The sequence below is a fragment of the Rothia kristinae NBRC 15354 genome, from assembly GCF_001570865.1.
GTDB lineage: Bacteria > Actinomycetota > Actinomycetes > Actinomycetales > Micrococcaceae > Rothia > Rothia kristinae.
In genome coordinates this window covers 118,510-143,481 of the sequence record NZ_BCSM01000003.1, presented here as the reverse complement: position 1 = coordinate 143,481, position 24,972 = coordinate 118,510, and the positions used below count along the sequence as shown (strand labels likewise).

The following is a 24,972-nucleotide window of genomic DNA, read 5'->3' as shown; positions in this document are numbered from 1 at the left end:
GCGCGGTCGGCCCCCTCTGCTGGGTGAGGCCCTCAGGGCACGGCGAGGCCCTGACGGCTCGGGTGCCCGCCCGTCGCGATGCCTCGAGGGTACCATCCGGCCTCGGAGGGAACGGTGATCCGGCGCGGTGTAATCCACCCGGCCCGACGCACCAGCGCGACGACGCGGCGTCGGGTGCGCCGCGCGGCGATCTGGGTGCTGATCCCGGTGGTCCTGGTGGTGGGCGTCCTGCTGCTGTGGCCCGACGGCAGCCAGATCCGCCGGATCCTGCTGGATATCTGGCTGTGGCTGACCCCCACGCCCGCGCTGCGGCGCGCCATCAGCCCGGAGGACGTGGAGCAGACCCTGAACGCCCTGGTGTTCGTCCCCGTGTTCTGCGGGGCCCAGCTGCTCCTGCCGCGGATCCGCCCCGCCCTGTGGTGCCTGGCGGCCGTGGCGCTGGCCTGCTCGGTGGAGCTGACCCAGCTGCTGTTCCTGCCGGGCCGGAAGTTCGACCCGGTGGACGCCTGCTTCAACTCCCTCGGGGGGATCCTCGGGGTGGGCGCGGGGCTGGCGTTCTGGTCCCTGCTGGCCCACCGGGAGGCGCGCCGCTCCCGCGGCCGCGGAAGCGGCGCAGAGACCGACGACGGGGACTCCGCGGGCTGATGGCTTCGGGGGCCTCACTCCTCCAGCAGGTTCAGCAGGTACCGGCCGTACCCGCTCTTGACCAGTGGTTCGGCGCGGGCCCGCAGCCCGGCGTCGTCGATCAGCCCGGTGCGCCAGGCGATCTCCTCCGGGCAGCCGATGGACAGGCCCTGCCGGGCCTGCACGGTGCGGATGAAGCTCGTGGCATCCGCCAGAGAATCGAAGGTCCCCGTGTCCAGCCACGCCGTGCCGCGCGGCAGCACCTCCACCCGCAGCTTCCCCTGCTCCAGGTAGATCCGGTTCAGATCCGTGATCTCCAGCTCCCCCCGGGCCGAGGGGCGCAGGTTCCGGGCGTGCTCGATCACGTCGTTGTCGTAGAAGTACAGCCCCGGGATCGCGTAGTGGCTGCGCGGATGCTCCGGCTTCTCCTCGATGGACACGGCGCGGAACTCCTCATCGAACTCCACGACGCCGTAGGCGCTGGGATCCGAGACCCGGTACCCGAACACCGCCGCGCCGTCCACCTCCTGGTACTTGCGCAGCTGCGTGCCCAGGCCGGGGCCGTAGAAGATGTTGTCGCCCAGCACCAGCGCCACCGAGTCCTCCCCGATGTGCTCCTCCCCGAGCAGGAAGGCCTGCGCCAGCCCGTCCGGGGACTCCTGCACCGCGTAGGACAGCTCGACGCCGAAGGCCGAGCCGTCCCCGAGCAGGCGGCGGAACTGATCCGCGTCCTGCGGGGTGGTGATCACCAGGATGTCCCTGATCCCGGCCAGCATGAGCGTGGACAGCGGGTAGTAGATCATCGGCTTGTCGTAGACCGGGGTCAGCTGCTTGGAGATGCCCAGGGTGATCGGGTGCAGGCGGCTTCCCGTCCCCGCGGCGAGGATGATGCCCTTCATGGGAGTCATTGTGACACGGGCGCCCCGGAGCTCGGCTCACCTAGGATGGCCGGCATGGCGAGAATTCTGGTGACCGGCGGCGCCGGGTTCATCGGCTCCAACTTCGTCCACCACCTGGTGGAGCGCACGGAGCACGATGTCACGGTGCTGGACAAGATGACGTACGCGGCCAACGAGGACTCCCTGGCCGGGCTGCCCGAGGATCGGGTGCGCCTGGTGCGCGGGGACGTGGCCGATGCCGACGTCGTCGGAGACCTCGTGGCCGAGGCCGACGCCGTCGTGCACTACGCCGCGGAATCCCACAACGACAACTCCCTGGCGGATCCCGCGCCCTTCGTGCACACCAACCTGGTGGGCACCTTCACCCTGCTCGAGGCGGTGCGGCGCACCGGGACCCGCTACCACCACATCTCCACCGACGAGGTCTTCGGCGACCTCGCCCTGGATGACCCGGCCAAGTTCACCGAGACCACGCCGTACAACCCCTCCTCCCCGTACTCCTCGACCAAGGCCGGCTCGGACCTGCTGGTGCGCGCCTGGGTGCGCTCCTTCGGCATCGAGGCGACCCTGAGCAACTGCTCCAACAACTACGGGCCCTACCAGCACATCGAGAAGTTCATCCCCCGCCAGATCACCAACATCCTGGCCGGGATCCGCCCCAAGCTCTACGGCGACGGGCGCAACGTGCGGGACTGGATCCACGCCGAGGACCACTCCTCCGCGGTGCTGGCGATCCTGGAGCGCGGCCGCATCGGGCGCACCTACCTGATCGGCGCGGACGGGGAGCGGGACAACCTCACCGTGCTGCGCGCGATCCTGCGGCTGATGGGTCGGGCCGAGGATGACTTCGACCACGTGCGCGACCGCCCCGGGCACGACCTGCGCTACGCCATCGACGGCAGCGCGCTGCGCGAGGAGCTCGGCTGGCAGCCCCGCTTCCGCGACTTCGAGGCCGGCCTGGCCGAGACCATCGCCTGGTACGACGAGCACCGGGACTGGTGGGAGCCGCTCAAGCGGCAGGTGGAGGCCAAGTACGCGGAAGCGGGGCAGTGAGCATGGCCGAGCTGAGCATCACCACCACCCCCATCCCCGGGCTGCTCGTCGTGGACCTGCCCGTGCACGGAGACAACCGCGGCTGGTTCAAGGAGAACTGGCAGCGGGAGAAGATGACCGCCGCCGGGCTGCCGGACTTCGGGCCCGTGCAGAACAACATCTCCTTCAACGCCGCCCGGGGAACGACCCGCGGCATCCACGCCGAGCCGTGGGACAAGTACGTCTCCGTGGCCACCGGGGAGATCTTCGGGGCGTGGGTGGATCTGCGCGCCGGGGAGAGCTTCGGCCGGGTCTTCACCACCCGCCTGGATCCAGCCCGCGCGGTGTTCGTGCCACGCGGGGTGGGCAACGCCTTCCAGACCCTCGTCGATGACACGGCGTACGCCTACCTGGTCAATGACCACTGGTCCGCCGACGCCCAGGGGGAGTACGCCTTCCTCAACCTCGCCGATGGGACCGCCGGCATCGAGTGGCCCGTTCCCCTGGCCGAGGCGGAGCTGTCCGAGAAGGATCGGAACCACCCCCGGCTGGCCGAGGTGGAGCCCGTGGCCCCCGCCCCGCTGCTGATCACCGGGGCCACCGGGCAGCTGGGCCGGGAGCTGGTGCGCCAGTGCCGCGAGCGCGGCATCCCGCACCGGGCCGTCGGCCGCGAGGAGCTGGACCTGGCGCGCCCGGAGTCCTGGCGCACCTCCTTCCGCTGGCGCTCCTACCGCGCCATCGTCAACGCCGCCGCGCACACCGCGGTGGACGCGGCCCAAACCCCCGAGGGGCGCCGGGAGGCCTGGGCGGCCAACGCCACCGGGGTGGCCGCCCTGGCCGCGGTGGCCGTCGAGCACGGACTGCCGCTGATGCACGTGTCCACCGACTACGTCTTCGACGGGGCCCGCCCCGTCGGGCAGGCCTACACCCCGGATGACGCCGTCGCCCCGCTGGGGGTCTACGGGCAGTCCAAGGCCGCGGGGGAGGCCGCGGTGGCCGCGGTGCCGCAGCACCACATCGTGCGGACCTCGTGGGTGATCGGGGAGGGGAGGAACTTCGTGCGCACCATGGCCTCCCTCGCCGAGCGCGGCGTGGACCCCGCGGTGGTGGGGGACCAGCACGGGCGACCCACCTTCACCGAGGACCTGGCCGCGGGGATCCTGCACCTGCTGGAGCAGAATGCCGCCCCGGGGATCTACCACCTGAGCAACGAGGGGCCGGACACCACGTGGGCCGAGCTGGCGGCGTCCGTCTACGAGCTCACCGGCCACGACCCGGCCCGGGTCTCGGCGACCACCACCGCCGAGTACTTCGCGGACAAGCCCGACGCCGCCCCGCGCCCGGCCAACTCCCTGCTGGATCTGACGAAGCTCGAGCAGACCGGCTTCCGCCCGCGGGATCACCGCGAGGCCCTGGCCGCGTACCTGGCGGGACGAGAGGTGGAATCCGCATGAGCAGTTTCAAGGACACCGCGATGCATGGCGCTCGCCAGGTCAAACACTGGGGATTTCTCGCGGAGAAGCACGGCAGAGCGCTCTCGACGAGGACGAGGAATCGGGTCGCCGACGTCATCAATCCCGTCCGGTCCCGCATCTCCCCGTATTCCTTCGATCCTTCCCTCTACCGGCGCAGCTTTCTGGTGCGGCCCGCTCCGCCGCAGAAGGAGCCCTCTCAGCTCCCGCGTCAGGTGTTCATGGTCTGGACTGGTGAGAATGACCTGACCCCCGCCCGCAGCCGCAACCTATAGGCGACACAGGAGATCGTCGGGGTGCCCGTCCATCTCGTTCGCCCCGAGAACCTCGACGACTGGCTGCTCCCGGATCACCCGCTACATCCCGCCTACGACCAGCTGTCGCTGGTCCACCGGTCGGATTATCTGCGGGCCTATCTTCTGCACCATTACGGGGGTGGGTACTGCGTCATCAAACGAGCGCTGCATGATTGGAACGGATCCTTCGACGCACTCGAAGAGCACCCGGACCGCTGGATCATCGGCTATCCCGAGCAGCACGTGAATGACCCGGCCCGACTTCCCGGGCGCCTGGGCCATGACATTCGGAAGCACTACAGTCGTTTGGTGTCCAGTGGTGCTCTGATCACGCGCTCGCACACCGACTTCACCGCTGAATGGCTCCGGGAGATCGAGCGGCGTCTGGACTACTTCGCCGATCAGCTGGCCGAGTTCCCCGGCGGGATCCGGGGCGAGGTGGTAGGGTACCCGGTCTCCTGGACGGATGTCCTGGGCAAGATCTATCACCCGCTGCAGCTCAAGCACCTGCCGAGAATCCTCCAAGATGATCGGCTGGAGGTGGAGCTGACGGACTACCGCTGAACAGCATCGGCCGCTCTCCCCCGTCGGTCGTGACAGGCAGGCCTTAGACGCGTACTTGGCTGGCTGGCCCCTCCTCGCCGGTCCCGGCGGGTTCGGGAGTCGTCCGGTGTCTTGGGAGTGCTCGCAGTGCTCCCGAAACACCGGACGGCTCCTAAACCGTGGGGAGGGCCCGACGCGGGGGTTGGTGCGGCGTGCGCGAGGGTCGACGCGGCGGGGTGCGGTGGCCGGGCCCTTGGGCCTCGGCATTGCCGCGCGGGTCCGCGGGCGGTAGGCTGTGGGTCTGCATGCCAAGGCGAGGGCGTCATCCGACGGTGACGCCGTGATCGACGAAGGCTGGTCGGCTCACGCACGAGCTGCGCTTCCCGCGCTGACGTGTGCGAGCGCGCCGGTCTCGCCCCGCCCGCCCGCACGGGTGGCCAACGGGGGACTTGGCGCACGCACTGAAGCAACGAACCGACCGGAAAGGTGGTCACCGACATGGCAGACCGCATCAAGATCTCCGCCGAAGCCCGCGACGACTTCGGCAAGGGCTACGCCCGCCGCCTGCGCAAGGCCGGCAAGATCCCCGCCGTCATCTACGGCCACGGGGCCGAGCCCGTCCACATCGCCCTGCCCGGGCACGAGACCATGCTCGCCGCCCGCAACCCCAACGCCGTGCTGTCCGTGGACGTGGACGGCACCAACCACCTGACCCTGATCAAGGACGTGCAGCGCCACGCGATCCGCCCGGAGATCTACCACGTGGACCTGCTGACCGTGCGCCGCGGCGAGCGCGTGGAGGTGGAGGTCCCCGTGGTGGTCGAGGGCGAGGTGGCCCCCGGCAACATCTCCACCCAGTCCGAGTCCGTGCTGCTGCTGGACGTGGACGCCCTGGACGTGCCCGAGGAGCTGCTGGTGGACGTCACCGACCGCCAGGACGGCGAGCACGTCACCGCCGCGGACGTGCTGCTGCCCGAGGACGTCACCCTGGTCTCCGACCCGGAGCTGATCGTCGTCAACGTCTCCGCCGAGGTCGAGCAGGACCTGGGCGAGGAGCCGGAGACCGAGGAGGAGGGCGAGGAGTCCGAGGATTCCGAGGCCTCGGAGGGCTCCGAGGAGGAGTAGCCCCCTCGCGGGCGCCGCTTCCGGCGCCCGCACGCGAGGCCGGCCCGTCGCCCGGATCCGCGCACGCCCCGCTCGCGGGGCCGCGGAACGGCGGCGGGCCGTCGTCGTGCCGGCATCGGTCAGGCAGGAGCGCCGCCGCGCAGCGGGGCGCAGCCAGTGAGGAGTGCGAGAGCAGATGAGCCAGACGTGGCTGGTCATGGGCCTGGGCAACCCCGGGACGCAGTACGAGCGGACCCGGCACAACGTCGGGCAGATGGTCATCGAGAACCTCGCCGAGCGCATGGGCGGCACGCTCAAGCGCCACAAGGCCGGGGCGATGGTCATGGAGGGCCGCGCCGGCATCGGCGGGCCGCGGGTGGTGCTGGCCCGATCCACCGGGTACATGAACACCTCCGGCGGGCCGACGGCGGGGCTGGCCTCCTTCTACGGCATCGACCCGGAGCACGTGATCGCCGTGCACGACGAGATCGACATCCCCTTCGACGCGATCCGGCTCAAACGCGGCGGGGGAGAGGGCGGGCACAACGGCCTGCGCGACATCACCAAGGCGCTGGGGACCAAGGAGTACCTGCGCGTGCGCGTGGGGGTGGGGCGTCCGCCCGGGCGCATGGACGCCGCGGACTACGTGCTCAAGCCGTTCACCGCCGCGGAGGCCAAGCAGCTGCCGGTGCTCGTGGAGGATGCCGCGGATGCGGTGGTCTCCCTCATGGTCCACGGCCTCACGGACACCCAGCAGCAGTACCACTCCCGGGGCTGAAGCTCCCGCCGACCCGCCCCGTGCCCGGGTCCTGCGGGCGCGGGTCCGGTAAGATTCTTCCCCTGACCGTCCATCATCGCATCAGGGGGACATGCCCATGGATCAGGCCATCACGCGACGCCGCGCGCTCGGATACGGGGGAGCGGGGGTGGCCGCGGCCCTGCTGGGCTCCGCGGCCTGGGCCCCGCCGGCCGAGGCCGCCGGCACCTACCGCTCCGGGTGGGGCAACGCGGTCTTCGAGGACGACTTCTCCGGGTCCTCGCTGAGCTCATCCCGGTGGAACGTCCGGGACCGGACCTACCTCAGCCACGACTGGAGCACCATCTCCGCGGCGAACGTCGCGGTCGCGGCAGGTGCGCTCAAGCTCACCGCCAGGAAGCTGGCCTCCCCGGTCACCACCTCGGACGGACGACGCCGGGAGTGGTCCGGGGCCGAGGTGAACACGCTGGGGAAGTTCTCCCTGGAGCACGGGCGCTGGGAGGTCCGGGCCAAGATGCCGGCCGCCCCGAACCGCAGCGTGGGGCTGTGGGCCGCCGTGTGGCTGCGCCCGGATGACGGGTCCGTGCCGGGGGAGGTGGACATCGTCGAGACCTACGGCTCCAAATCCTCCCAGGCGAAGACGAAGTTCGACCCCACCAGCCGCGCGGAGACCACGGTGCACTTCAACCAGCGCCGCACCGGGTCCCTGCACGGGTGGAGCCCCAGCGGCACCGACATCTACAGCCGGTGGAACACCTGGGCCGTGGAGAAGACCCCCGCCGGGGTGCGCGGATTCTTCAACGGGGAGAAGATCCTCGACGTGCCCTCCGGCACCGCCGCGTACCGCGCCGCCTTCCCTGCCGGGAAGAAGCTGAACCTGCGGATCAGCTTCCAGGTGGGCAACTCCTACTGGGGACGGCCCACCGCCGCCACGGCCTCCGGGCAGTCCATGGAGCTGGATTACGTGCGGGTGTGGAAGCACCAGGGCTGAGGGCGGTCCGCGCTGCTCACGCGCGAAGCCCCCGGCGCGGGAGCTGGGCTCCTGCGCCGGGGGGCTTCGCGCTCGCTCGGGCGCCGCCGTCCGGGGCCGGGCGCCGCGGGACTCAGATCAGGACGGTGTGCATCGGAACGTCGGTGACCTCCGGCGGGTACCGGTAGTCCTCACCCACCTGCTCCTCCTGCTCCGCGGTGGGTTCGCCCGCCGTGGGGGAGGGGGTGGCCTGCTCGGTCCCCTCCGACTCCTGCTGGCTCCGGTGCTGCTGCTCGCTGCTGTCCATGCTCATCTCCTGGCTGTGCTGTCCGGTGTCTGCTGCTGTGCTCTCTGGCGCCTGCCGGCGCGGTGGTCCGTTCTCAGACGTAGACGGGGCCGCGTTCGATGACTAAGGTCTCCCCGTCCACGGTCACCTCCCGTCGGCTGTACACCGGCGTGGTGCCCACGCAGCCGCTCACGGACGCCGTGAAGTAGGGCTGCTCGGTCGCGGACTTGTACTGGCCCTGGGCGTTGAAGGACCACCCGCCCGTGTAGGTGAGGGTGTAGGCGTAGTAGCCGGGACGGTTCGGATCCTGCTGCGCGGAGCTGATGGACCACTGGCTGGAGCCCAGGTTTCTCCAGCCGAGCCGGCCCAGGCTGGTGGGGAACCAGAGGGTCAGCTGGGCGTCCGCCACCTTCGTGGCCGACGTCGCCCCCTCCACCCACAGGCCGCGCTCGGGGTAGCTGCCCCTGCCGTCGATGGTCATGGTGGTGGTGCTGCTGCGGCAGCTGCGCTGGATCTGCACCGAGCCCTGCAGGCCCAGCTTCGGGCTGGCGGCCTGGGCCGGGACGGCGGCGGCCGCGGCGACCGCGGGCAGGGACCAGGCGGCCCCGCGGGCCAGCGTGCGGCGCGATATCGGATGGGCGGACTGCGGTGCGTCCACGGACATGGATCTCCCCCTGAATTCCTCGGTGTCCCCCACGCGAAGAAGCCTCCCGGTGCCGGTTTCCCCCGGAGCAGAGGGAGGCCCTCACGGTGGTCTTCGAAGATCTTATGTGGGGGTGGGAAAACCCGTCAACCGGGCCTGCCGCCGCGGCCTCAGTCCCTCTCGCCCTCGTGGTACCGGTCCCGCTCCTGGGCCGCTCGCGCCTGCTCGGCGTCCGGCTCCTGCCCGTCGAACGTGTCCACGGCCACGCCCTGGGCGCGCAGCTTCTTGTAGTGGGCGTTGCGCAGGGCCAGCAGCACCCCGCCGATGATGGCGGCCAGGAAGGACCCCGTGAGCACGCCCACCTTGGCGTGGTCGTCGTGGGCGCTGCCCAGACCGAAGCTCAGCTCCGCCACCAGCAGCGCCACCGTGAAGCCGATGCCGCCCAGCATGGCCAACCCGAGGACGTCCGGCCACTTCAGGTCCTCGTCCTTGGTGGCCGGGGTGAGGGTGGTGAGCAGCCAGGTGGAGGAGAAGATGCCCGCGGTCTTGCCCAGGACCAGGCCGAAGATCACGCCCAGCGCCACCGGGTCCGTGAACGCGGAGACGATGCCGTCCACCCCGCCCACGGCCACCCCCGAGGCGAAGAACGCGAAGACCGGGATGGCCACGCCGTTGGAGATCGGCTGGTAGCGGTGGGCCAGGCGCGGAGCCAGGCCGATGGGCGCCTCCCCGTGCTGGGGATCGGTCCGGTGCAGCACCGGCACCATGAAGCCCAGCAGCACCCCGGCGATGGTGGCGTGCACCCCCGCCGAGTACACCAGCAGCCAGGTGAGCACCCCGATGGGCAGCAGGATGACCCACGGGGCCCAGGGGGAGAAGGCGAAGAAGCGCGGGTACCGATGGGTGAGGAACCAGAACAGGGCCAGCGGCACGATGCTGGCCGCCAGGAAGCCGAACTGCACGCCCTCGGAGTAGACGAAGGCGATGATGACGATGGCGATCAGATCATCCACCACGGCCAGCGTCAGCAGGAAGGTGCGAGCCGCCGTCGGCAGGGCGGAGCCCACCACCGCCAGCACGGAGACCGCGAAGGCGATGTCCGTGGCCGTGGGCACGGCCCACCCGGCGAGGGTCTGCGCGTCGCCCCAGGCCAGGTTGATGCCCGCGTAGATCAGGGCCGGCACCAGCACGCCGCCGAAGGCCGCGGTGATGGGCACGATGGCCTTCTTGACGTCGTGCAGCTCACCGTCGACGAACTCGGACTTCAGCTCCAGGCCCGTCATGAAGAAGAAGATCGCCAGGAGACCGTCCGAAGCCCACTCCCCGATGGTGTGGTTCAGCGCCTCCACCCCGGGGATGCCCAGGTGGGTGTCCCGGGCACCGAAGTACAGGCCCTCCAGGGGGCTGTTGGCGAAGATCAGGCCGAGCAGCATCGCGGCCAGCAGCAGCAGGCCTCCGGTGTTCCCGGCGCGCAGCCGGTCCGCGATCCTCCCTGCGCTGTAGCCTTCCTCTTCCAGTGTGGTGACCATGGGTTCCTCCGTGACGGTCCCGCGGCTCGGCGCCGTGGGGACGGGTGCGGTGCGATGGAACGACGACGGCGCCGCGCGGGTGGGCGTCGGCGCCGTCGTCGGTGCAGGTGATCGAGTCTACTTGTTGATCCAGTGCTCGGCCTCGCGGCTCTGCAGGGTCAGGGCCTTGGACATGTACGGCTCCGCGGCCTGGGCCAGCTTCTTGCCGACCAGCGGGATGTTGGCCTTGACCTCGCCCTCCAGGGCCACCTGGGTCTTCTCGCCCTCGGCGGTGAGCTTCTGGGTGAGGTTCGCCGAGACCGGCACGGCACCGGCGCTCACGGAGGTCTCCACGTCCCGGGAGCCGTCCGCGCCGGGGGCCTTGAACAGGTCCTTCTGGGTGAGGGTCACGCCGTTCTTGATGAACTTCTGGGCGAAGCCGGGGATCTTGTCCCCGCCCACGGAGCGCACCGTGGTGACGGTGAAGGCACCGGCGGTGTCCCCGTCCACGGAGAAGCTCTCGAACTGCACGCCGGCCTGCTGGCTGACGTGGCGGGCGAAGTCCTCGGAGGCATAGGCCTGCACGACCTTGTCCACGGGGGCGTTGATGGAGGTGGTCTCGTGAATGCTCATGCCAGGCAGTCTACCCAAGCCCTCAGTACGCGCCGGCCCCGGCGAAGACCGCCTTCACGGTGCGGGCCAGGATCAGCAGGTCCCCGGTCACGGACCAGTTCTCCACGTAGTACAGATCCAGGCGCACGGACTCCTCCCAGGACAGGTCCGAGCGTCCGCCCACCTGCCACAGGCCCGTGATCCCGGGCTTGACCATGAGCCGCCGGTACATGTCCTGCTCGTAGGCGGCCACCTCCTCCGGCAGCGGGGGGCGCGGACCCACCAGGGACATCTCGCCCACCAGGACGTTCCACAGCTGCGGCAGCTCGTCCAGGGAGAGCTTGCGCATCACCTTCCCCACCCGGGTGATCCGGGGGTCGTCGGCCATCTTGAACAGCACCTCGTTCCCGGCGCCCTCCCGCGCCAGCTGCTGGCGCAGCCGGTCCGCGTCCGGGACCATGGAGCGGAACTTGTGCATCCGGAAGGGGCGGCCCTCCCGGCCGATGCGCTCCTGGTGGAAGAACACCGGGCCGCCGGGGGAGTCCGCCTTGATCAGGAGTCCGAGCAGGAGGAACACGGGGGCCAGGACCAGCAGACCGAGGGCGCTGAGCACCACGTCCATCCCGCGTTTGACGGCCGCGGTGCCGCCGCCCATGCGCGGGGTGTGCACGTGGACCAGGGGGATCCCGTTCAGCGGCTGCATCTGCAGGCGCGGACCGGCGATGTCCGTCAGCGCCGGGGCCATGGCCAGTCCCACGTGCTCCTGGGCCAGCATCCACCCGAGCCGGCGCAGCTGCCGCGGGGTGAGCAGGTGCCCGGAGGAGATGGCGACGACGTCGGCCCCGCGCTCGCGGACCACGGCCATCACCGCCTCCGGCTCCGGATCCGTGCCCAGCAGCGGCAGGTCCGTGCCGGGCAGGAGGCCGCGCTCCGGCAGCTCGTGTCCGGCGGGGTAGGCCCCCACGGGCGTGTACCCGTAGTTGGAGGCCTCCACGAGGCGCCGGTCCAGGTGGCCGATCGAGGGCAGATCCCCGATGAGCAGGGTCTTGATCCGAGCCCGGCCGCGGCGTCGCCAGGCCACCAGGGCCACCCGGAACATCCAGCGGCTCAGCAGCAGCAGGGCGATGCCCAGGGGCGCGGCCAGGATGACGTAGCCGCGGGCGAGGTCCGTGCGGCTGATGTAGGCCAGCACGGCCAGGGCGGCGAACAGCCACAGGGAGATCCGCACGACCCGCCGGTACTCCTCGCTGCCGGCGCCGAGGATCTTGGCCTGCCGGGCCCCGCCCACGCCGAGGGCCGCCCACCAGACCAGCACGAGCAGCGCCGAGAACAGGGTGTAGGAGATCGTCTCCGCGCCGGCCCCGTCCAGCAGCCGGGTCCGGGCCAGCCCGAAGCGCAGCAGCTGGGCCCCGGCCACGGCGGCGATCAGCACCAGCAGATCCGTCACGCTGAGCAGCCGCTCCGCCTTGCGATGCCAGGACATGCGGGCGGTGGTCAGTCCCGGCTGCTCCCCGAGCCCGCGGGGGGAGGCCGTCGGCAGGGTCTCAGGCATTGAATACCTGCGCCTCCCGGCTCAGCAGCTCCAGCGCGGTGCGCAGCTTGGTGCTGGAGGTGTGGCGGGTGTACGGGAAGTACACCACCTCCACGCCGACCTCCGCGAAGCGCCGCTCCAGGTCATGGCCGCGGTCCGTGCCCTTCCAGTCATCGCCCTTGAAGAACACGTCGAAGTGCAGCTGCTCCCAGGTCTCCAGCTTGTCCTCGACGGTCTCCGGGTGCACCTGGTCCACGTAGCTGATGTGGCTGACGATCTCCATCCGCTCCTCCAGCGGGATGATCGGCGCCCGACCCTTGGTCAGCTCCAGCATCTCGTCGGAGACCACGCCGGCGATCAGGTGGTCGCAGCGCTGCTTGGCCTCCCGCAGGATGTTGAGGTGGCCGATGTGGAACAGGTCGAAGGCTCCGGCGGCGTATCCGATGGTCATGGGGACTCCTTCAGCGGTTCTCGGGAAGCGGGCGGACGGGGCGGGAGAGCAGCTGCATCAGCCGCCGGGGAAAGCGCCGGCGGGGCGGGCTCGGGGCCTCCAGCAGCGTGGTCAGCGAGTCCTCCAGCTTGCGGGCGGCCTGCTCCGGGTGGGGCAGGCGCGGGGCCGTGCGGAAGGCCTCGGGCTGGGCCAGGGCCCGGTCCAGGGCGTCGAACAGCTCCTCCCGGGAGGTGGCCATGACGGCCTCGCCCTGCTCGGCCATGATCCGGGTGAACTGGATCTGGTGGTCGTCCACCACCTCGCCCAGGTCCTGGCGCCGGGGCACGGCCACGGGCACGATGCCGGCCTCCCGCGCGTCGAGGATGGAGCCGGGGCCGCCCTGCACGAGCACGGCGGCGGCGCCGCGGTAGGTCTCCAGCAGCTGCTCGCGCGGCATCCGCTCCACCCCGGTGCAGCGCTGCGGCGCCTTCGTGAAGCCGTGCTGGATGAGGCACCGGGTGCCCGGCCGGGCGAGGGCGTAGTCCTCGCAGCAGTCCAGGAGCCGGTCGAAGGGGTGGTGGTCGGTGCCGAGGGAGACGACGAGGTCGTACTCCCGCACGGCGGGATCGGTCACGGGTTCTGCGGCGGACATGGCAACCTCCTCGGACGGCGCGCTCACAGCACGGCGCCGATGTTGACGGACTCGGGGAACGCCTCCTGCTGCTGGTCCCACTGCACGACGAACAGGTCGCAGAACGGGTAGCACAGGCGGGCGCTGAGCGTGGGCATGGTGATGCGGTCGTAGGCCTCGATGAACACCGTCGGGATGCCCAGCAGGCGGGCGGCGATGAAGTAGGAGACGGAGACCGCGGCGCCGGTGGAGATCACGGCGTCGGGTCGCTCCCGGCGCAGGGAGCGCCAGGCCAGGCGCAGGTTGCGCACGGCGTTGGGCAGGTTCCGGGTGGTGGGGTGGTGCACCCAGTAGGCGGTCTCCCCGCTGAGGGCGGCTTCCACCTCGGGCAGGCGGAAGGTGGCCCACGCTCGGTCGTGGTGCTCCCACAGGGACCTGAGCGCCAGCAGCTGGGCGAGGTGGCCGCCGGCAGAGGCGACGAGCATGAGCTTCATGGTGGTTCTCCTTCGGAGGCGGTGAGGCGGCGGTTCAGCGGATCAGCGGAGCAGGATGACGGCGTCCACCTCCAGGTCCGCGCGGCGGCAGGCGGCGGCCAGGCGCCGCAGGGCGCGACGCCGGGTGGTGGGGCTCAGCGCCAGGATCAGGCGCTGGCTGCGGTCCAGCTCCTCGGCGGTGCGGGCGTCCACCCCCGTCAGGCTCAGGTGGTGCGTCTCGGCCCCGCTGGTCTCCTGGAGGGAATCGGCCACCAGCCACCCGATGGACTCGTCGGCGGGCAGGTTCAGCACGGTCGCGGAGCCCGGCTGCACGCCGGGGCGCAGGCCCCACCGGCGCCACAGCAGCGCGGTCTGCTCCGGCAGGTCCTGCGCGTCGGCTTCCAGGACCTCGGCGTCCAGGATCTGGGCGGCCCGGTCGGGGAAGGCGACCCGGGGATCGGTGCGGTCCCGCACCGCGGCGGCCACCACGCCCAGGAGGAAGCCGCCGATCAGCCCGGCCAGCAGGTAGTAGGCCAGGCCGGGGGAGGAGGAGTGCTCGTCCTGATCGGCCGGGGTGATCACGGCGCCGGCCTGGCGCGGGGCGGCCAGGGCCTGGGCCCGGGCCTCGCGCAGCCGGCGCACCTGCTGCTCGTCCGCCTCGGGGGAGAGTCCGCCGATCTGCTCGTCCAGGTGCCGCACGGCCTCGTCCACGGCCTGGTCCACGTCCTCGGCCCGCTGGTCGAGGTAGGCCTGGGCCAGGGCGTCGGCCATGTCCGCGGCCTGTCCGGCGTCCTCGGCGTGAGCCTCGAAGGTCAGCACGGAAGTGCCGGTGTCCGAGGAGACCGAGACGTGCGAGCGCAGCTGCTGGGTGCCGAAGCGCTTCTCCTGCTCGTGGGCGCGGCGGGCCACCTCCTCGGAGGCGGCGATCTTGCGCTCGGTGGCGATCTCCACCTTCTGGCCGGCCGACGGGGCGGCGGTGACCACGGAGCTCAGCGGATCCACCCGGACCTCCGTGGAGGCGGTGTAGCTGCGCGGGGTCAGCAGACCCAGGAGCAGGGCCAGGAGCAGGACCAGGCCCCAGACGAGGAGCAGGGTGGGCCACCGGCGCAGCACGCGGCGGGCCTGCTCGCCGGCGGTGGGAACGGCCTCGGCGGAGGCGGGAGCGGGGCGGATGGTCATCGGTTCTCCAGGAGGTACGGGGACGGGAGGGTCGGTTCGGGGGTCGGGCATCGGCGTTCGGCTCATCCGGTGCGTCGGCGGGCGGAGAGGAAGGCCTCCAGGCCGAGGGGGCGGCGCAGGATCCACAGCAGCGCCAGGTACGCCCCGCACACGGCGACGGCGTGCACGAGCAGCCCCACCAGGCCGGGGCCGAGCAGCAGGCGGACCAGCAGCCCGCCCAGGCCCACCACCCCCAGGGCGAGGCCGGCGGCGGGCAGCAGCTCGGCGGGCCGGGCGCGGATGCCGAGGCGCCGGTGCACCTGCTCGGCGGCCAGACCGCAGTCGATCAGCACGGCGGCGGCCCAGGCCGTAGCCGCCCCGCGCAGCCCCCACAGGGGGACCAGCGTCAGGTTCAGCGCCACGGCCGCGGCCAGCGAGGAGAGCTTGTTGTACAGCTGCCACCGGGAGCGCCCGGCCATCAGCAGCACGGACTGCACGCCGCCGGCGGACATCGCCAGCATCATGGCCGGGCAGATGATCACCAGAGCCTGGGCGCCCAGGGGGAAGCCGGCACCGAAGATCCCGAGGATCCCGGGGCCGAAGAGCATGAGCGTCAGGTAGAACGGCCAGGCGAGCATCACGAGGGCCCGCGTGGTGTCCACGAAGATCCGGCGGGCCCGCTCCAGGGCGTCGGAGGCCAGGGCGGCGCTGATGGCCGGTCCGGTGACCACGCGCGCGGTGTGCTCGACCATGACTCCCACGCGCACGCACCGGTTCACCGCCCCGTAGATCCCGGAGGCGGCCAGGCCCATCACCGCCCCGACCACGATCACGTCCACCCATTCGAGGACGGCCTCCACCAGGGCGGCCACCCCTCGGGCGGAGCTGAAGCTCCAGAAGGAGGCTCGGGTCTCCCGGTGCTCGGAGGCCGGGACCCCGGGCTGGTGGCGGGCGTCGTCCCGGCGCAGGATCCCCAGCACCGGGGGCAGGCCCACGGCCAGCACCACGAGCACGGGCACCGTCCAGGCCGCGGCCAGCAGCCCCATGGACCCGCCCAGCAGGACGGCCGCCCCCACGGCGCCCACGCGCAGGGTGGGCAGCAGCCCGTTCTGCAGGGCGGTGAAGCGCACCACCTGCTGGTCCCCGCGCAGGACGCCGAAGACCAGGGTCATGGCCGCGGCCAGCACGAGGAAGGGCGCGGCGATGCGCACCGCGGTGCGGGTGGCCTCCCCGGCGTCGGGGGCCAGCAGGCTCCACGCCACCCCGGCCAGACCGGTGAGCGCGGACAGCAGCAGGACGGGCCCGGCGGCGAAGCGCACGAGATCGCGCACCGGGGTGCCGCCGGGGCGAGCCGTCTGGGCGGAGACCGTGCGCACCAGGCCGGTGTCCGCGCCGAAGACGCTGAAGGAGGTGGCGATGGTGAACAGGGCCATGATGTTGAAGAAGCTGCCGGCCCCGCGCTCGCCGATCGCGTTGGAGACGATCAGCGAGGCGGCGAAGGCCGCGGCGGCCCCGTACAGGACGAACACCGAGGACAGGGCCCCGGAGCGGGCGAGGGAGGGACGGCGGGTGCTCACAGCGGATCACCGTCCAGACGGGCGCGGCCCAGCAGGGCAGTGAGGAGCAGCAGGGTGATCATCTGCATGGTGTCGAAGGAGTAGAAGACGAACATCAGGCAGCAGGAGACCAGCACGGCGTGCAGCCAGAGGCCGCTGGTGCCCACGGGCCGCGCCCAGCGCAGCACCGCGCCCAGCAGGAACCACAGGAACAGGGCCGCGGCGACGAACCCGTAGCAGAACAGGAGTGTCCAGAGGTAGCCCTGGGTGCCCAGGGAGACGCCGACGGAGGGCTCCATCTGGGTGGTGCCGTGGCCCAGGAGGGGAGATTCCAGGGAGCGCTCCCAGGTGGCCCGGTACAGGGCGCTGCGCCCGCCCGTGGAGTCGCTGTACTCCTGGCGGGCGAGCACGGAGCCCGCGGCGCCGGAGGCGAACAGGGCGATGCCGGCGGCCAGCAGCCCCAGCCCGCCCGCGGCCACCGCGGCCCACCGGCCGCGCAGTCCGGCCCGGATCCAGACGGTCAGCACGCACAGACCCAGCCCGAGGAACATGCCCCGGTTGCTGGAGGCCAGGGCCGGGATCACGGACAGCGCGCCGAGGCCCGCGTACCAGAGGACCACGCGCAGCCGCGCCCCGCGCAGCAGGCGGGCCACCACCACCGGGGTGAGCAGGGCGTAGGCCAGTCCCCAGCTGTTGGCGTAGACGAACGGTGCGGAGGGGCGGATGTAGGGGGCCGGAGCGCCCCACGGCTGCTGGGTCTCGGTCAGGCGGGGAGCGACGTAGTCGTGCACGAGGTCGTTGGACAGCAGCCCGCCGGGCATGATGGCGCCCATCGGGGTGCTCAGGCGCGCCTCGGGGAAGGCCAGGCCCAGGCAGCCCAGCAGCACGCAGGCCGCCCAGAGCCCGGACAGGGCACGCAGCACCGCATCCGGGCCGAGGGTCTCGCGGGCGTTGGCGTAGTACAGCGCGCAGATCCCGGCGTTGAGCACGACGGTGAAGCGCATGCCCCAGCCGATCAGGTCCGTGGCCGAGCCGAGCATCGCCGTCGAGCCCAGCATCCACAGCAGCAGCGCCCCCCAGGCCCACAGGCCGGGCAGCACCCGCAGGTGCCCGCGCAGCAGGAGCAGCGCGAGCATGAGCAGGCACAGGACCGTGGGGGCGAACTGGGACAGCCCCAGCGCCCACAGGACCGGGTAGCCCCAGATCAGACCCAGCAGCGGCCACGCCGGCAGGGCCCGCCCGCCGGCGGCAGGACGGGGGCGGGCAGCGGAGGCCTCGGCGGCGGGGCGCACGGCGGCGGATGCGGTCAAGGGGTCACAGCCCCTTCCCGGTCTTCTCCACCCACCGCACCAGGGTCTCCCCGGAGATGACGCCGGCGGCCACCACCAGGGCGGCCCAAGCGCGCAGCTGGCGGGGATCCCGGCGCAGGGCCGCCCGCGCCCAGGTGCGCGCCCGGCCGCGGTGTCCGGCGGCGGCGTGGCAGAACGCCACCTGCCCGGCGATGCGGGCCAGCCCGCGCGGGCTGGACTCGAACTCCGGGAACTTGCGCAGCAGGTACGTCAGACCGGCGGCCATGTTCTCCCAGCGGCGGGCGAAGAAGGAGGGACGATCCCACAGGACCCGCACCAGGGGAGCGGTGACGCTGAGGATGGGGCCGGTGCGGGCCGTGCGCAGCAGGAAGTCGTAGTCCTCCCCGTAGGAGGCGGGCAGCTCCTCGTCGAAGGGGCCGATGGCCCCGCCGGGCAGCAGGTCCTCCCGCCGGTAGATGGTGGAGGTGGAGTGCAGGGCCGCCACCCGGTCCCGCAGCAGGTCCTCGAACTCGGCGCGGGCGGGGGCGAGCATCCGATGGTCCCGTCCGTCGCTGCGCAGCAGCACCGAGCAGGACACGGCCGCGGCCTCCGGGTGCTCGCGCCACAGCCGCACCTGCGCGTCGAGCTTGCCGGGCAGCCACTCGTCGTCATCGTCGCAGAACCCGATCAGCTCCCCGGTGCCCAGCTGCGCCCCGGTGTTGCGTCCGCCGGCCAGCCCCTGGCGGTGCTGGTTGGCGACGGTGCGCAGGGTGCGCCCGGCGGGCACCGCCACGTCCTCGAGGGGGTCGATGGCGATGTGGTCGTAGGAGACGATCACCTCGACCTCCCCCGGGTAGTCCTGGGCGAGCAGGGAGCGCACGGCCCGGCGCAGCAGCTCCGGACGTCCGATGGTGGCGATCACCGCGGTGACGCGGGGCAGGGTGCTCATGAGGGATCTCCCGGGGTGTTCAGGGACTGGTACTTGCGGCGCATGGACACGGCCACGGTCAGGACGGTCGCGGCCAGCAGCAGGCCGTAGGCGATGACGAACACGGTGCCGAAGCCCCACAGGAGGAAGATCCAGCACAGCGTGCCCGCGTCCATGTGCAGGTTCAGGAAGGAGCGCAGCGTCCCGCCCGAGGAGGGCGCGGCGGTGCGGCGGGTGCGCCGCAGCTGCTCGGCGAGGATCTGACTCATGAAGTGGCCCACCGCCACCACGCAGAACAGCAGCGGCATCCAGGCCGAGCCCCAGCCGTGGCCGGGGAAGTGCTCGGGGTGGCGCAGGAACCCGACGGCCACCGTCAGGTGGATGGCGGGCACGCGCACGGAGTCCACGACGTGGTCCAGCCACTCCCCGCCGGGCGAGGAGGCCCCGGTGACCCGAGCCACCTGGCCGTCGGCGGAGTCCATCGCGTATCCCAGGGCGAACAGCAGGGCCGCGATCACGGCGGTGAGCACCGTGGGATCGGCCAGCAGCAGCACCGCGATGGCCCCGGCGGACAGCAGAGCGGAGACCGCGGTGACCCCGTTGGGGCCGATCCCCAGCGCCACGGCGCCGGCCGCGAAGACCCGGGCCGCCCGGCGGTTGACCCACCGGGTGTAGGCGGGCACGCCGTGCCCGGGCTTCTGGGCGCCGTTGAGGGCTCGGAGGGTCTCGGCGAAGCCGGGACGGTCGGTCTGGGAGCGGCTCATCGGGCGTCCTCCTGATCCTCGGCGGCACCCGCGGGCGCGAGGAGCGCGGCGGTCAGGCCGAAGCTGGAATCCGGGGTGGAGCGGTAGTTGGCGTGGACTTCGGCGCCCAGCACGATCTCCCCCTCCTCCGGCAGATCCTCGGCGGGGATGGTCACGGTGATCGGGCTCTTTCGGGCCGCGCCCGTGCGGGGAGCGGCGGTGGCATAGGAGCTCAGGGTGATCTTCCCGTCGGGCAGGTTCTCCCGGCGCACCTCCTTGCCGTTGACCGTGAGCAGCAGGCCGTCATCGGCCCAGGTCCGCAGCCGGAGATCCCCGTGGCCCTTCTCCAGCCGGACGGTCTTGCGGTAGTAGGTGGTCAGCGGCTTGGAGGCGGCGCGCTCCAGGGTGGTGCCCAGATCCTTCGAGCCCCAGCCCAGGGGAGCGGTGCCCCGGTGCCACCCGTCCTCCTGCGCGGGATCATCGGTGTTCCAGGAGGGATCCGAGGCGGTCTCGGCCTGGCGGTACTCCCACTCGTCGGACTCCTCGACCAGCGCGGTCTCCCGCGGCTGCTCGGTGGCGGAGGGGGTGGGCTCGGCCGTGGTCTGCTCCTCGGGGGAGGCGGAGGCGCTCGGCTCGGGCTCGGCGGAGGCCTGCTCGGAGGCCGAGGGGCTGGGCTGCTCCTCCGGGGAGGCGGAGGTCTGCTCCTCGGGGGTGGGCGTGGGCTCCGGGGTCTGCGGGGCCTGCTCCTCCTCCGGCTTCTGCCCGGCGGCGACGGGAACCAGGGTGGCCGAGTGGTTCTGGGCCGAGTCCATGGCTCGCACCGCGTACCGGGCGCCGTCTCGATGCGAGACCTCCAGGCGGTTCTCCCGGGTGGAGCCGATCACCCTGCCGTCGCGCAGGACCTGGTAGGTGACGTTCTTCTCGGCCACGGGGGCCCAGGTGACGGCGTCGCGCTCACCGGCGGTCACGGCCACGGACTGCGGCACGGCCGGCGGCTGCACATCCCGGGGGGCGAAGCGGACGAATCCGCCGCTCCACTGAGAGGAGCCGGACACGGACACGGAGCGATCCAGGCTGCCCCCGGCCCACAGGACCCCGCGGGAGTCGGTGAAGCTGGACCACACGCCCCAGCCGCCGGGGCCCTTCAGATCCGGGTTGAACTCGGGCAGGTAGCTCCCGGTCTGCTCATCCCAGGCGCCGATCAGGCTGATCTCATCGGCCACATCCCAGGCGGAGTCGTTCTGCGAGTGGTACTGGGCGCCCTGGTAGGTCCAATCCCCGCAGTGGCAGGAGCCGTACAGGGTGCGCCCGGAGGAGGACAGGGACTGGAAGTCCCCGCCGTCGCGGGTGATGTTGGAGCCGGTGCGCTGCAGGGTCCGGGAGTCGTAGCGGTGCAGCATGTGCTCGGTGCCGCCGACCCAGACCTGGCCCTCATCGGTGTCCTGGACGTCGAACTGGAAGCCCCACATGACCTGATCCGGGGAGGCCGGGGTGTAGCTGGGCTTGTAGTTCCACTCCCGGGGCTGCACGGCGTCCGAGGCGTTCACGGCGGCCAGGCGGAAGGCGGAGCTGTCCTTGGAGCGGCTGAAGTACCCGGCGGCGTAGACGCGCTCGCCGTCCGTGCTGGCGCCGATGCCGTTGACCGTGCCGTTGAAGTTGGGGTTCCAGTTCCGGTCCGGCTTCCGGTCGGCGATGCCGATGCGCACCGCGTTGCGCGCCCAGACGGCTGGGGTGTCCGGTCCGGTGGTGTGGGTGAACGCGCCGGCCAGGTACAGGGAGCCCTCGCGCACGTCCATCGCCTTGACCTGCACCACGCCGGTCTTGGTGCGGTTCTCCAGGCGCACGTCCGACCAGGCGGGATCCAGCGCTCCGGTGCGCGGGTCCAGCACGGCGAAGCCCGGACGGTCCTCGCCGTTCACGTGGGTGAACTCCCCGCCGATGGCGAGCTTGCCGTCCACGACGGCCATGGCCTTGACCTGCCCGTCCAGGCGGGGGCGGAACTCCTGCCGGGGAGCGGTGGTGTCCCGGTCCAGACCAGCCAGGTAGGACTGGTCGAAGCTCTCGCCGGCATCGGATCCGCGGTTGAGCTTGGCGAAGTTCCCGCCCACGAAGACGGTGCCGTCCACCTCGGCGAAGGCCTGGACCTGGGTGTTCATCTCCGTGCGGGTGCCGTTGGCGTAGCCGGTGGCGCCCCAGGAGGTCTTCTCCGCGCCGCTGTTGGGCAGCTCGCGGCGGTCCGAGGCCGTGTAGGAGCCGTTCTCGGCGGTCTGCAGACCGGCGAGGTCGCTGCTGCGCACCTTGGGGCGCAGGTACATCTGGGTGAAGGGCTGGGCCCAGCCGTTGGTCTCGGACCAGAGGTAGGAGGACGGGTTCTGCCCGACGCCGGAGGAGACGGATCCGGGGAGCACGCTGCGGTCGTAGCCGAAGCCGGTCACGTAGCCCTGGTCCTTGGACTCCCGGAAGAGCACCCGGTTGTAGGCGCGGTTGCCGGGCTGGCCGAAGTACTCGGTGGTCTGATCCGCGGTGGGGCGCGAGGTGGAGTAGTCGGAGCCGTACGAGGAGCCGCTGCCGCAGAAGATCTGCCACCAGCTGCAGGAGCTGCCGGAGGAGGGGTTGTCGAAGGAGAAGGAGGTCAGGGGGGTCTGGGAGCGGAAGGTCCAGGTCCAGCGCGGGGAGTACTTGCGCTGCATCCGCACCTCCTGCCACTGGCTGCCGGAGGTGTCCAGGGCCCGCCGCAGGCGGATGCCGTCGGACAGCTCGGTGGGGGCCTGCCCGTTCAGCAGGGCGTCCACGGTGGTGGAGGGCAGCTGGGCGGTGGAGAAGGCGCCGGTGCCGTCCGGGGTGTCCGCGATGTCCTGGGCGGAGCCGGTGCCGGCGTAGGTCTCCTTCCAGTTCTCGCGGCCGCGCCCGATCATGACCCAGCCGCCGCCGTCGGTCTCCTGGTCGCAGTGGAACTGCTGCGGCTGCGGCAGCTGCGGGGTCCACAGCCAGTAGGTCCCGGACTTCGCGGAGGGGTCGTTCTGCTTGATCTCCCAGCAGGAGGCCGCGGCGGTCTCCTGGGAACGGCCATCCGCCTCGGACGGGGCGGCGGTGGCCGGGGCGGCGCCCAGGGGCAGGGCCACCAGCAGGGCGAGGGCTCCGGCGGCGCTCAGGCGCAGGCGGCGGCCCGGGGCCGAGGAGGACTCGGCCGGGTGGTTCCGGCGGCGGCCGGAGAGGAGTCGGGACATGGGGGCCTCGTTTCGGGTGAGGTGGTGGGTGATGGGTGTGCAGCGTGGGGGCCGGGCCGGCGGGCCCGGGGCCCGAGCGCGGTGGCCGGGCTTCGGCTCAGCAGGCGGTGTCCGCTGGCAGGGCGTGTTCGGCGACCATCCAGGTGCCGTCCTGCTGGACGAGGGTGTAGAGATTCAGGACCCGCTCCGGTCCGGAGCCGGTGCCCAGCGTCTTGCCGGCCTGGTCCAGGACCTTCACGTCGCTGGAGTCCAGGCAGACGGCCAGCTGGCGGGCGGGGGCGCCGTCGTGCTCGAGGGTGCGCATCCGGGGCTGCCCGACCACGCGGGGCCGCCCCTCGATGCGCCAGCCGTTGGCCTGCGCCTCGCTGAGCTCCGCGAGGGCCTCCTCCAGGGCGGACCCGCTGAGGTGCTGGGCCAGCTCCTGCGCGCCGGGCGCGGATTCCTCCGGGTCCGCTTCCCCAGCGTCCGCGGAGTCCTCGGTCTCCTCGGCCTGCTTCCCGGCGGCCTCCTCCTGGGCGGCCAGGGCGGCGTCCAGGGCCTGGGGTTCGGCGTCCTGCGGGGCGGGGGCGTCGGTGAAGCTGTCCTTGGGGGCCTCGGGATCGGCGATCGCGGTGGCCGGGGCCGAGGGCTGCGGGGAGGCCGAAGCCTGCGCGGACGGGTGGGAGGGATCCGCGGAGGCCGCGGCCGTCTCCGATGCCTCGGCGTCGCCGGCCTCGTGGTCCGCTCCGGTGCGGGCCAGCGCCCACCAGAGACCGAACCCGAGGACCAGGGCCAGGATCAGGACCCCGACCGCGATCCGGCGGGTGCGGGCGACGGGATGGTGGTGCTCCGTCATGGATTCCCCCTGAGAAGACGTGCGATGTGATGCGATGGCCGGCTCCCGGCCGGTCGTGCGGCGGGGAGGGGCGCCCGGTGCGCGAGCGGTGATGCCGGCGATGACCGGCGGGCTCCCGGCGGAGGCCCGAGTCCGGGTGCGGCGGCGGGCCCCGCCCGCCGCCGCGTCCGGAGGACGGCCTCAGGCGTCCCGGCGGTTCAGCCGACGCCGGCGGGCGAGGACCAGGAGGGCCCCGCCCAGGGCCAGGAGGCCGACGCCGAGGATACTCCAGCCGGTGACGGCGGCGCCGGTGGAGGCCAGCCGATCACCGGACGACGCGGTGCTCGACGTCGGCTGCTCCGCGGTCGTGCCGGCCGCGGGCTGGGCCTGCTCGCCGAGGGTCGGGATGCGATCCCCGGGGCCGGCGGAGGTGGGCGCCGGGGCCGCGGCCGTGCTGGCGGAGGCCGAGGGCGTGCTCGAGCCCCCGGCCTCCGGGGTGACCGGAGCGGAGGGCACGGCGGAGGTGCTGGCCGAGGGCGAGGGCGTGCTCGCGCCGGAGGGCGTGGCCGTCGCCGACGGCGTGCTCGACGCGGAGGGCGTGGCACGGGGCGACGGGGTGGCCGACGGCGTGGCGGAGGCGCTCGGGGACGGGGTGGCCGTCGCCGAGGGCGTGGGCTGCGGGGCGGTCGGGGTGGTGGCCGACGGGGAGGGGCTGGCGCTGGGTCCGGGCACGCTGTCCGGCGCCGTCAGCGCCAGGGTCGCGGTGTAGGCGCCGCTGGCCTCCCGGCTGCTCACCTCGTAGCGGTTCAGGGCCTCGGTGGCCCCGGGGGCGTGGGTGGCGCTGTAGGTGATGCGCAGCACCTGCCCTTCGGGAACGTCCGGCAGGCCCAGGACGAACCCGGAGTCCCGGCAGTCCACCGCGGAGGGCTGCACCGTGCTCCAGGCCTCCGGCAGCCGTCCCTGTGAGCTGGCGCCCTGCTGCACGGTGAGACTGGAGCAGTCCAGCTGGGCGTCCAGCGGCGAGTCGCCCAGGCGCAGGTCGGTGAGCGGGCCGGGCAGGTCCACGGTGGACAGCACGCGGGCGCCGTCCTGGCGCATGTGCTTGCTCGGCGTGCTGGGCGCGAACTGCGCGGCCGGGGCCGCGGCGTCCTGATCCGCCTGAGCCGGACCGACGACGAGGCCGGCCAGCGCCAGCCCGGCGCACAGCGGCAGCGCCGCCCGGGCGCGTCCCCGCACGCGGGCGGACCCGCCCCGCGGGGCGGCGGTGAGATGTGAATGAGCCGACGCAGACGGCGTCGACGGGTGCTGAGCGATGATGCTCCTGCGCATTCTTCCCCCTAGATGATGCGACAGACGGCGCCCTGAGCTCCCCCGAGCTCGCGGGCACCGCAGTATTCAGTTGTTCCAGTGCCCATGATGCTACTCCAAACCGGCAGACGCCACGCC

Annotated in this window: 25 protein-coding genes; 8 read left to right on the top strand and 17 right to left on the bottom strand. The window is 72.4% G+C overall.

The genetic code is table 11. The annotated features are described in order from the left end of the window. Positions 1-114 precede the first annotated feature (114 nt). A complete protein-coding gene (locus KKR01S_RS03075) occupies positions 115-645 on the top strand; it encodes a VanZ family protein (RefSeq protein ID WP_165590094.1) in 531 nt (176 codons plus the stop codon). 14 nt (positions 646-659) lie between these two features. Here KKR01S_RS03075 and rfbA read toward each other — a convergent pair whose 3' ends face one another. After that, positions 660-1,523, bottom strand: a complete 864-nt coding sequence (gene rfbA / locus KKR01S_RS03070) for a glucose-1-phosphate thymidylyltransferase RfbA (RefSeq protein WP_058730632.1) — start codon at positions 1,521-1,523, stop codon at positions 660-662. A 54-nt stretch (positions 1,524-1,577) separates the two neighbouring features. Between rfbA and rfbB the strand changes: the two genes are divergently transcribed. The 7 genes from rfbB to KKR01S_RS03035 all read left to right on the top strand — a co-directional run bounded on the left by rfbB (position 1,578) and on the right by KKR01S_RS03035 (position 7,718). Beyond that, positions 1,578-2,576 carry a dTDP-glucose 4,6-dehydratase gene (gene rfbB / locus KKR01S_RS03065; RefSeq protein ID WP_058730631.1) on the top strand — a complete coding sequence of 333 codons (999 nt, stop codon included), beginning with the start codon at positions 1,578-1,580 and terminating at the stop codon, positions 2,574-2,576. A 2-nt stretch (positions 2,577-2,578) separates the two neighbouring features. After that, positions 2,579-4,009 carry a dTDP-4-dehydrorhamnose reductase gene (gene rfbD, locus KKR01S_RS03060; protein WP_061225275.1) on the top strand — a complete coding sequence of 477 codons (1,431 nt, stop codon included), beginning with the start codon at positions 2,579-2,581 and terminating at the stop codon, positions 4,007-4,009. Further along, entirely contained in the window at positions 4,006-4,302 is a 297-nt protein-coding gene (locus KKR01S_RS03055) for a hypothetical protein (protein ID WP_061225274.1), read from the top strand. The genes rfbD and KKR01S_RS03055 overlap by 4 nt, the downstream gene beginning before the upstream one ends. A gap of 21 nt (positions 4,303-4,323) precedes the next feature. Then, the gene (locus tag KKR01S_RS03050; protein WP_061225273.1) at positions 4,324-4,887 is read left to right on the top strand and encodes a glycosyltransferase family 32 protein; all 564 of its coding nucleotides are present in this window, start codon (positions 4,324-4,326) and stop codon (positions 4,885-4,887) included. A 477-nt stretch (positions 4,888-5,364) separates the two neighbouring features. After that, positions 5,365-5,991, top strand: coding sequence for a 50S ribosomal protein L25/general stress protein Ctc (locus tag KKR01S_RS03045; protein WP_055684353.1), 627 nt, complete (start codon positions 5,365-5,367; stop codon positions 5,989-5,991). A 175-nt stretch (positions 5,992-6,166) separates the two neighbouring features. Further along, positions 6,167-6,748, top strand: coding sequence for an aminoacyl-tRNA hydrolase (gene pth / locus KKR01S_RS03040; RefSeq protein WP_061225272.1), 582 nt, complete (start codon positions 6,167-6,169; stop codon positions 6,746-6,748). Between the two features lie 91 nt (positions 6,749-6,839). Beyond that, positions 6,840-7,718, top strand: coding sequence for a glycoside hydrolase family 16 protein (locus KKR01S_RS03035; protein WP_081046148.1), 879 nt, complete (start codon positions 6,840-6,842; stop codon positions 7,716-7,718). A 112-nt stretch (positions 7,719-7,830) separates the two neighbouring features. On the opposite strand, the gene KKR01S_RS10930 is transcribed toward KKR01S_RS03035, so the two are convergent. The 16 genes from KKR01S_RS10930 to KKR01S_RS10920 all read right to left on the bottom strand — a co-directional run bounded on the left by KKR01S_RS10930 (position 7,831) and on the right by KKR01S_RS10920 (position 24,762). Further along, a complete protein-coding gene (locus tag KKR01S_RS10930) occupies positions 7,831-8,004 on the bottom strand; it encodes a hypothetical protein (protein WP_165590093.1) in 174 nt (57 codons plus the stop codon). A gap of 73 nt (positions 8,005-8,077) precedes the next feature. Next, a complete protein-coding gene (locus KKR01S_RS03030; RefSeq protein ID WP_058730627.1) occupies positions 8,078-8,647 on the bottom strand; it encodes a hypothetical protein in 570 nt (189 codons plus the stop codon). 149 nt (positions 8,648-8,796) lie between these two features. Next, a complete protein-coding gene (gene nhaA / locus KKR01S_RS03025) occupies positions 8,797-10,155 on the bottom strand; it encodes a Na+/H+ antiporter NhaA (RefSeq protein ID WP_081046147.1) in 1,359 nt (452 codons plus the stop codon). Positions 10,156-10,272: 117 nt separating this feature from the next. Then, the gene (locus KKR01S_RS03020) at positions 10,273-10,767 is read right to left on the bottom strand and encodes a DUF2505 domain-containing protein (RefSeq protein WP_061225271.1); all 495 of its coding nucleotides are present in this window, start codon (positions 10,765-10,767) and stop codon (positions 10,273-10,275) included. 22 nt (positions 10,768-10,789) lie between these two features. Next, positions 10,790-12,298, bottom strand: a complete 1,509-nt coding sequence (locus KKR01S_RS03015; protein WP_081046146.1) for a sugar transferase — start codon at positions 12,296-12,298, stop codon at positions 10,790-10,792. Then, complete coding sequence (locus KKR01S_RS03010; protein WP_061225270.1) at positions 12,291-12,728, bottom strand: FAD synthase family protein; 438 nt, start codon at positions 12,726-12,728, stop codon at positions 12,291-12,293. The genes KKR01S_RS03015 and KKR01S_RS03010 overlap by 8 nt, the downstream gene beginning before the upstream one ends. A gap of 10 nt (positions 12,729-12,738) precedes the next feature. Next, a complete protein-coding gene (locus KKR01S_RS03005; protein ID WP_055684359.1) occupies positions 12,739-13,359 on the bottom strand; it encodes a hypothetical protein in 621 nt (206 codons plus the stop codon). Positions 13,360-13,382: 23 nt separating this feature from the next. After that, on the bottom strand, positions 13,383-13,832 hold the full coding sequence (locus tag KKR01S_RS03000; protein WP_055684360.1) for a glycosyltransferase: 450 nt from the start codon (positions 13,830-13,832) through the stop codon (positions 13,383-13,385). 42 nt (positions 13,833-13,874) lie between these two features. Further along, a complete protein-coding gene (locus KKR01S_RS02995) occupies positions 13,875-14,990 on the bottom strand; it encodes a YveK family protein (protein WP_055684361.1) in 1,116 nt (371 codons plus the stop codon). Positions 14,991-15,052: 62 nt separating this feature from the next. After that, positions 15,053-16,546 (bottom strand): lipopolysaccharide biosynthesis protein, encoded by a 1,494-nt coding sequence (locus KKR01S_RS02990; RefSeq protein WP_055684362.1) that lies wholly within the window; start codon positions 16,544-16,546, stop codon positions 15,053-15,055. Continuing rightward, positions 16,543-17,835, bottom strand: coding sequence for an O-antigen ligase family protein (locus tag KKR01S_RS10925; protein ID WP_064724922.1), 1,293 nt, complete (start codon positions 17,833-17,835; stop codon positions 16,543-16,545). Before KKR01S_RS10925 ends, KKR01S_RS02990 begins: the two co-directional genes overlap by 4 nt. A gap of 4 nt (positions 17,836-17,839) precedes the next feature. Next, the gene (locus KKR01S_RS02980; protein ID WP_058731478.1) at positions 17,840-18,763 is read right to left on the bottom strand and encodes a glycosyltransferase family 2 protein; all 924 of its coding nucleotides are present in this window, start codon (positions 18,761-18,763) and stop codon (positions 17,840-17,842) included. Continuing rightward, a complete protein-coding gene (locus KKR01S_RS02975) occupies positions 18,760-19,506 on the bottom strand; it encodes a CDP-alcohol phosphatidyltransferase family protein (RefSeq protein ID WP_055684364.1) in 747 nt (248 codons plus the stop codon). The genes KKR01S_RS02980 and KKR01S_RS02975 overlap by 4 nt, the downstream gene beginning before the upstream one ends. After that, positions 19,503-22,712, bottom strand: a complete 3,210-nt coding sequence (locus KKR01S_RS02970) for a fibrinogen-like YCDxxxxGGGW domain-containing protein (protein ID WP_061225269.1) — start codon at positions 22,710-22,712, stop codon at positions 19,503-19,505. Before KKR01S_RS02970 ends, KKR01S_RS02975 begins: the two co-directional genes overlap by 4 nt. A gap of 97 nt (positions 22,713-22,809) precedes the next feature. Then, positions 22,810-23,547: a hypothetical protein gene (locus KKR01S_RS02965; protein ID WP_061225268.1), complete on the bottom strand. Its 738-nt coding sequence runs from the start codon at positions 23,545-23,547 to the stop codon at positions 22,810-22,812. Between the two features lie 180 nt (positions 23,548-23,727). Then, a complete protein-coding gene (locus tag KKR01S_RS10920; protein ID WP_061225267.1) occupies positions 23,728-24,762 on the bottom strand; it encodes a hypothetical protein in 1,035 nt (344 codons plus the stop codon). Between the last annotated feature and the right edge of the window lie 210 nt (positions 24,763-24,972).

What these genes read in the sequence shown, in the direction of transcription:
- rfbA (WP_058730632.1), bottom strand. Translation starts at nt 1,523, where the DNA reads ATGAAGGGCATCATCCTCGCCGCGGGGACGGGAAGCCGCCTGCACCCG.
- rfbB (WP_058730631.1), top strand. Translation starts at nt 1,578, where the DNA reads ATGGCGAGAATTCTGGTGACCGGCGGCGCCGGGTTCATCGGCTCCAAC.
- rfbD (WP_061225275.1), top strand. Translation starts at nt 2,579, where the DNA reads ATGGCCGAGCTGAGCATCACCACCACCCCCATCCCCGGGCTGCTCGTC.
- KKR01S_RS03055 (WP_061225274.1), top strand. Translation starts at nt 4,006, where the DNA reads ATGAGCAGTTTCAAGGACACCGCGATGCATGGCGCTCGCCAGGTCAAA.
- KKR01S_RS03045 (WP_055684353.1), top strand. Translation starts at nt 5,365, where the DNA reads ATGGCAGACCGCATCAAGATCTCCGCCGAAGCCCGCGACGACTTCGGC.
- pth (WP_061225272.1), top strand. Translation starts at nt 6,167, where the DNA reads ATGAGCCAGACGTGGCTGGTCATGGGCCTGGGCAACCCCGGGACGCAG.
- KKR01S_RS03035 (WP_081046148.1), top strand. Translation starts at nt 6,840, where the DNA reads ATGCCCATGGATCAGGCCATCACGCGACGCCGCGCGCTCGGATACGGG.
- KKR01S_RS10930 (WP_165590093.1), bottom strand. Translation starts at nt 8,004, where the DNA reads ATGGACAGCAGCGAGCAGCAGCACCGGAGCCAGCAGGAGTCGGAGGGG.
- KKR01S_RS03030 (WP_058730627.1), bottom strand. Translation starts at nt 8,647, where the DNA reads ATGTCCGTGGACGCACCGCAGTCCGCCCATCCGATATCGCGCCGCACG.
- nhaA (WP_081046147.1), bottom strand. Translation starts at nt 10,155, where the DNA reads ATGGTCACCACACTGGAAGAGGAAGGCTACAGCGCAGGGAGGATCGCG.
- KKR01S_RS03020 (WP_061225271.1), bottom strand. Translation starts at nt 10,767, where the DNA reads ATGAGCATTCACGAGACCACCTCCATCAACGCCCCCGTGGACAAGGTC.
- KKR01S_RS03015 (WP_081046146.1), bottom strand. Translation starts at nt 12,298, where the DNA reads ATGCCTGAGACCCTGCCGACGGCCTCCCCCCGCGGGCTCGGGGAGCAG.
- KKR01S_RS03010 (WP_061225270.1), bottom strand. Translation starts at nt 12,728, where the DNA reads ATGACCATCGGATACGCCGCCGGAGCCTTCGACCTGTTCCACATCGGC.
- KKR01S_RS03005 (WP_055684359.1), bottom strand. Translation starts at nt 13,359, where the DNA reads ATGTCCGCCGCAGAACCCGTGACCGATCCCGCCGTGCGGGAGTACGAC.
- KKR01S_RS03000 (WP_055684360.1), bottom strand. Translation starts at nt 13,832, where the DNA reads ATGAAGCTCATGCTCGTCGCCTCTGCCGGCGGCCACCTCGCCCAGCTG.
- KKR01S_RS02995 (WP_055684361.1), bottom strand. Translation starts at nt 14,990, where the DNA reads ATGACCATCCGCCCCGCTCCCGCCTCCGCCGAGGCCGTTCCCACCGCC.
- KKR01S_RS02980 (WP_058731478.1), bottom strand. Translation starts at nt 18,763, where the DNA reads ATGAGCACCCTGCCCCGCGTCACCGCGGTGATCGCCACCATCGGACGT.
- KKR01S_RS02975 (WP_055684364.1), bottom strand. Translation starts at nt 19,506, where the DNA reads ATGAGCCGCTCCCAGACCGACCGTCCCGGCTTCGCCGAGACCCTCCGA.
- KKR01S_RS02970 (WP_061225269.1), bottom strand. Translation starts at nt 22,712, where the DNA reads ATGTCCCGACTCCTCTCCGGCCGCCGCCGGAACCACCCGGCCGAGTCC.
- KKR01S_RS02965 (WP_061225268.1), bottom strand. Translation starts at nt 23,547, where the DNA reads ATGACGGAGCACCACCATCCCGTCGCCCGCACCCGCCGGATCGCGGTC.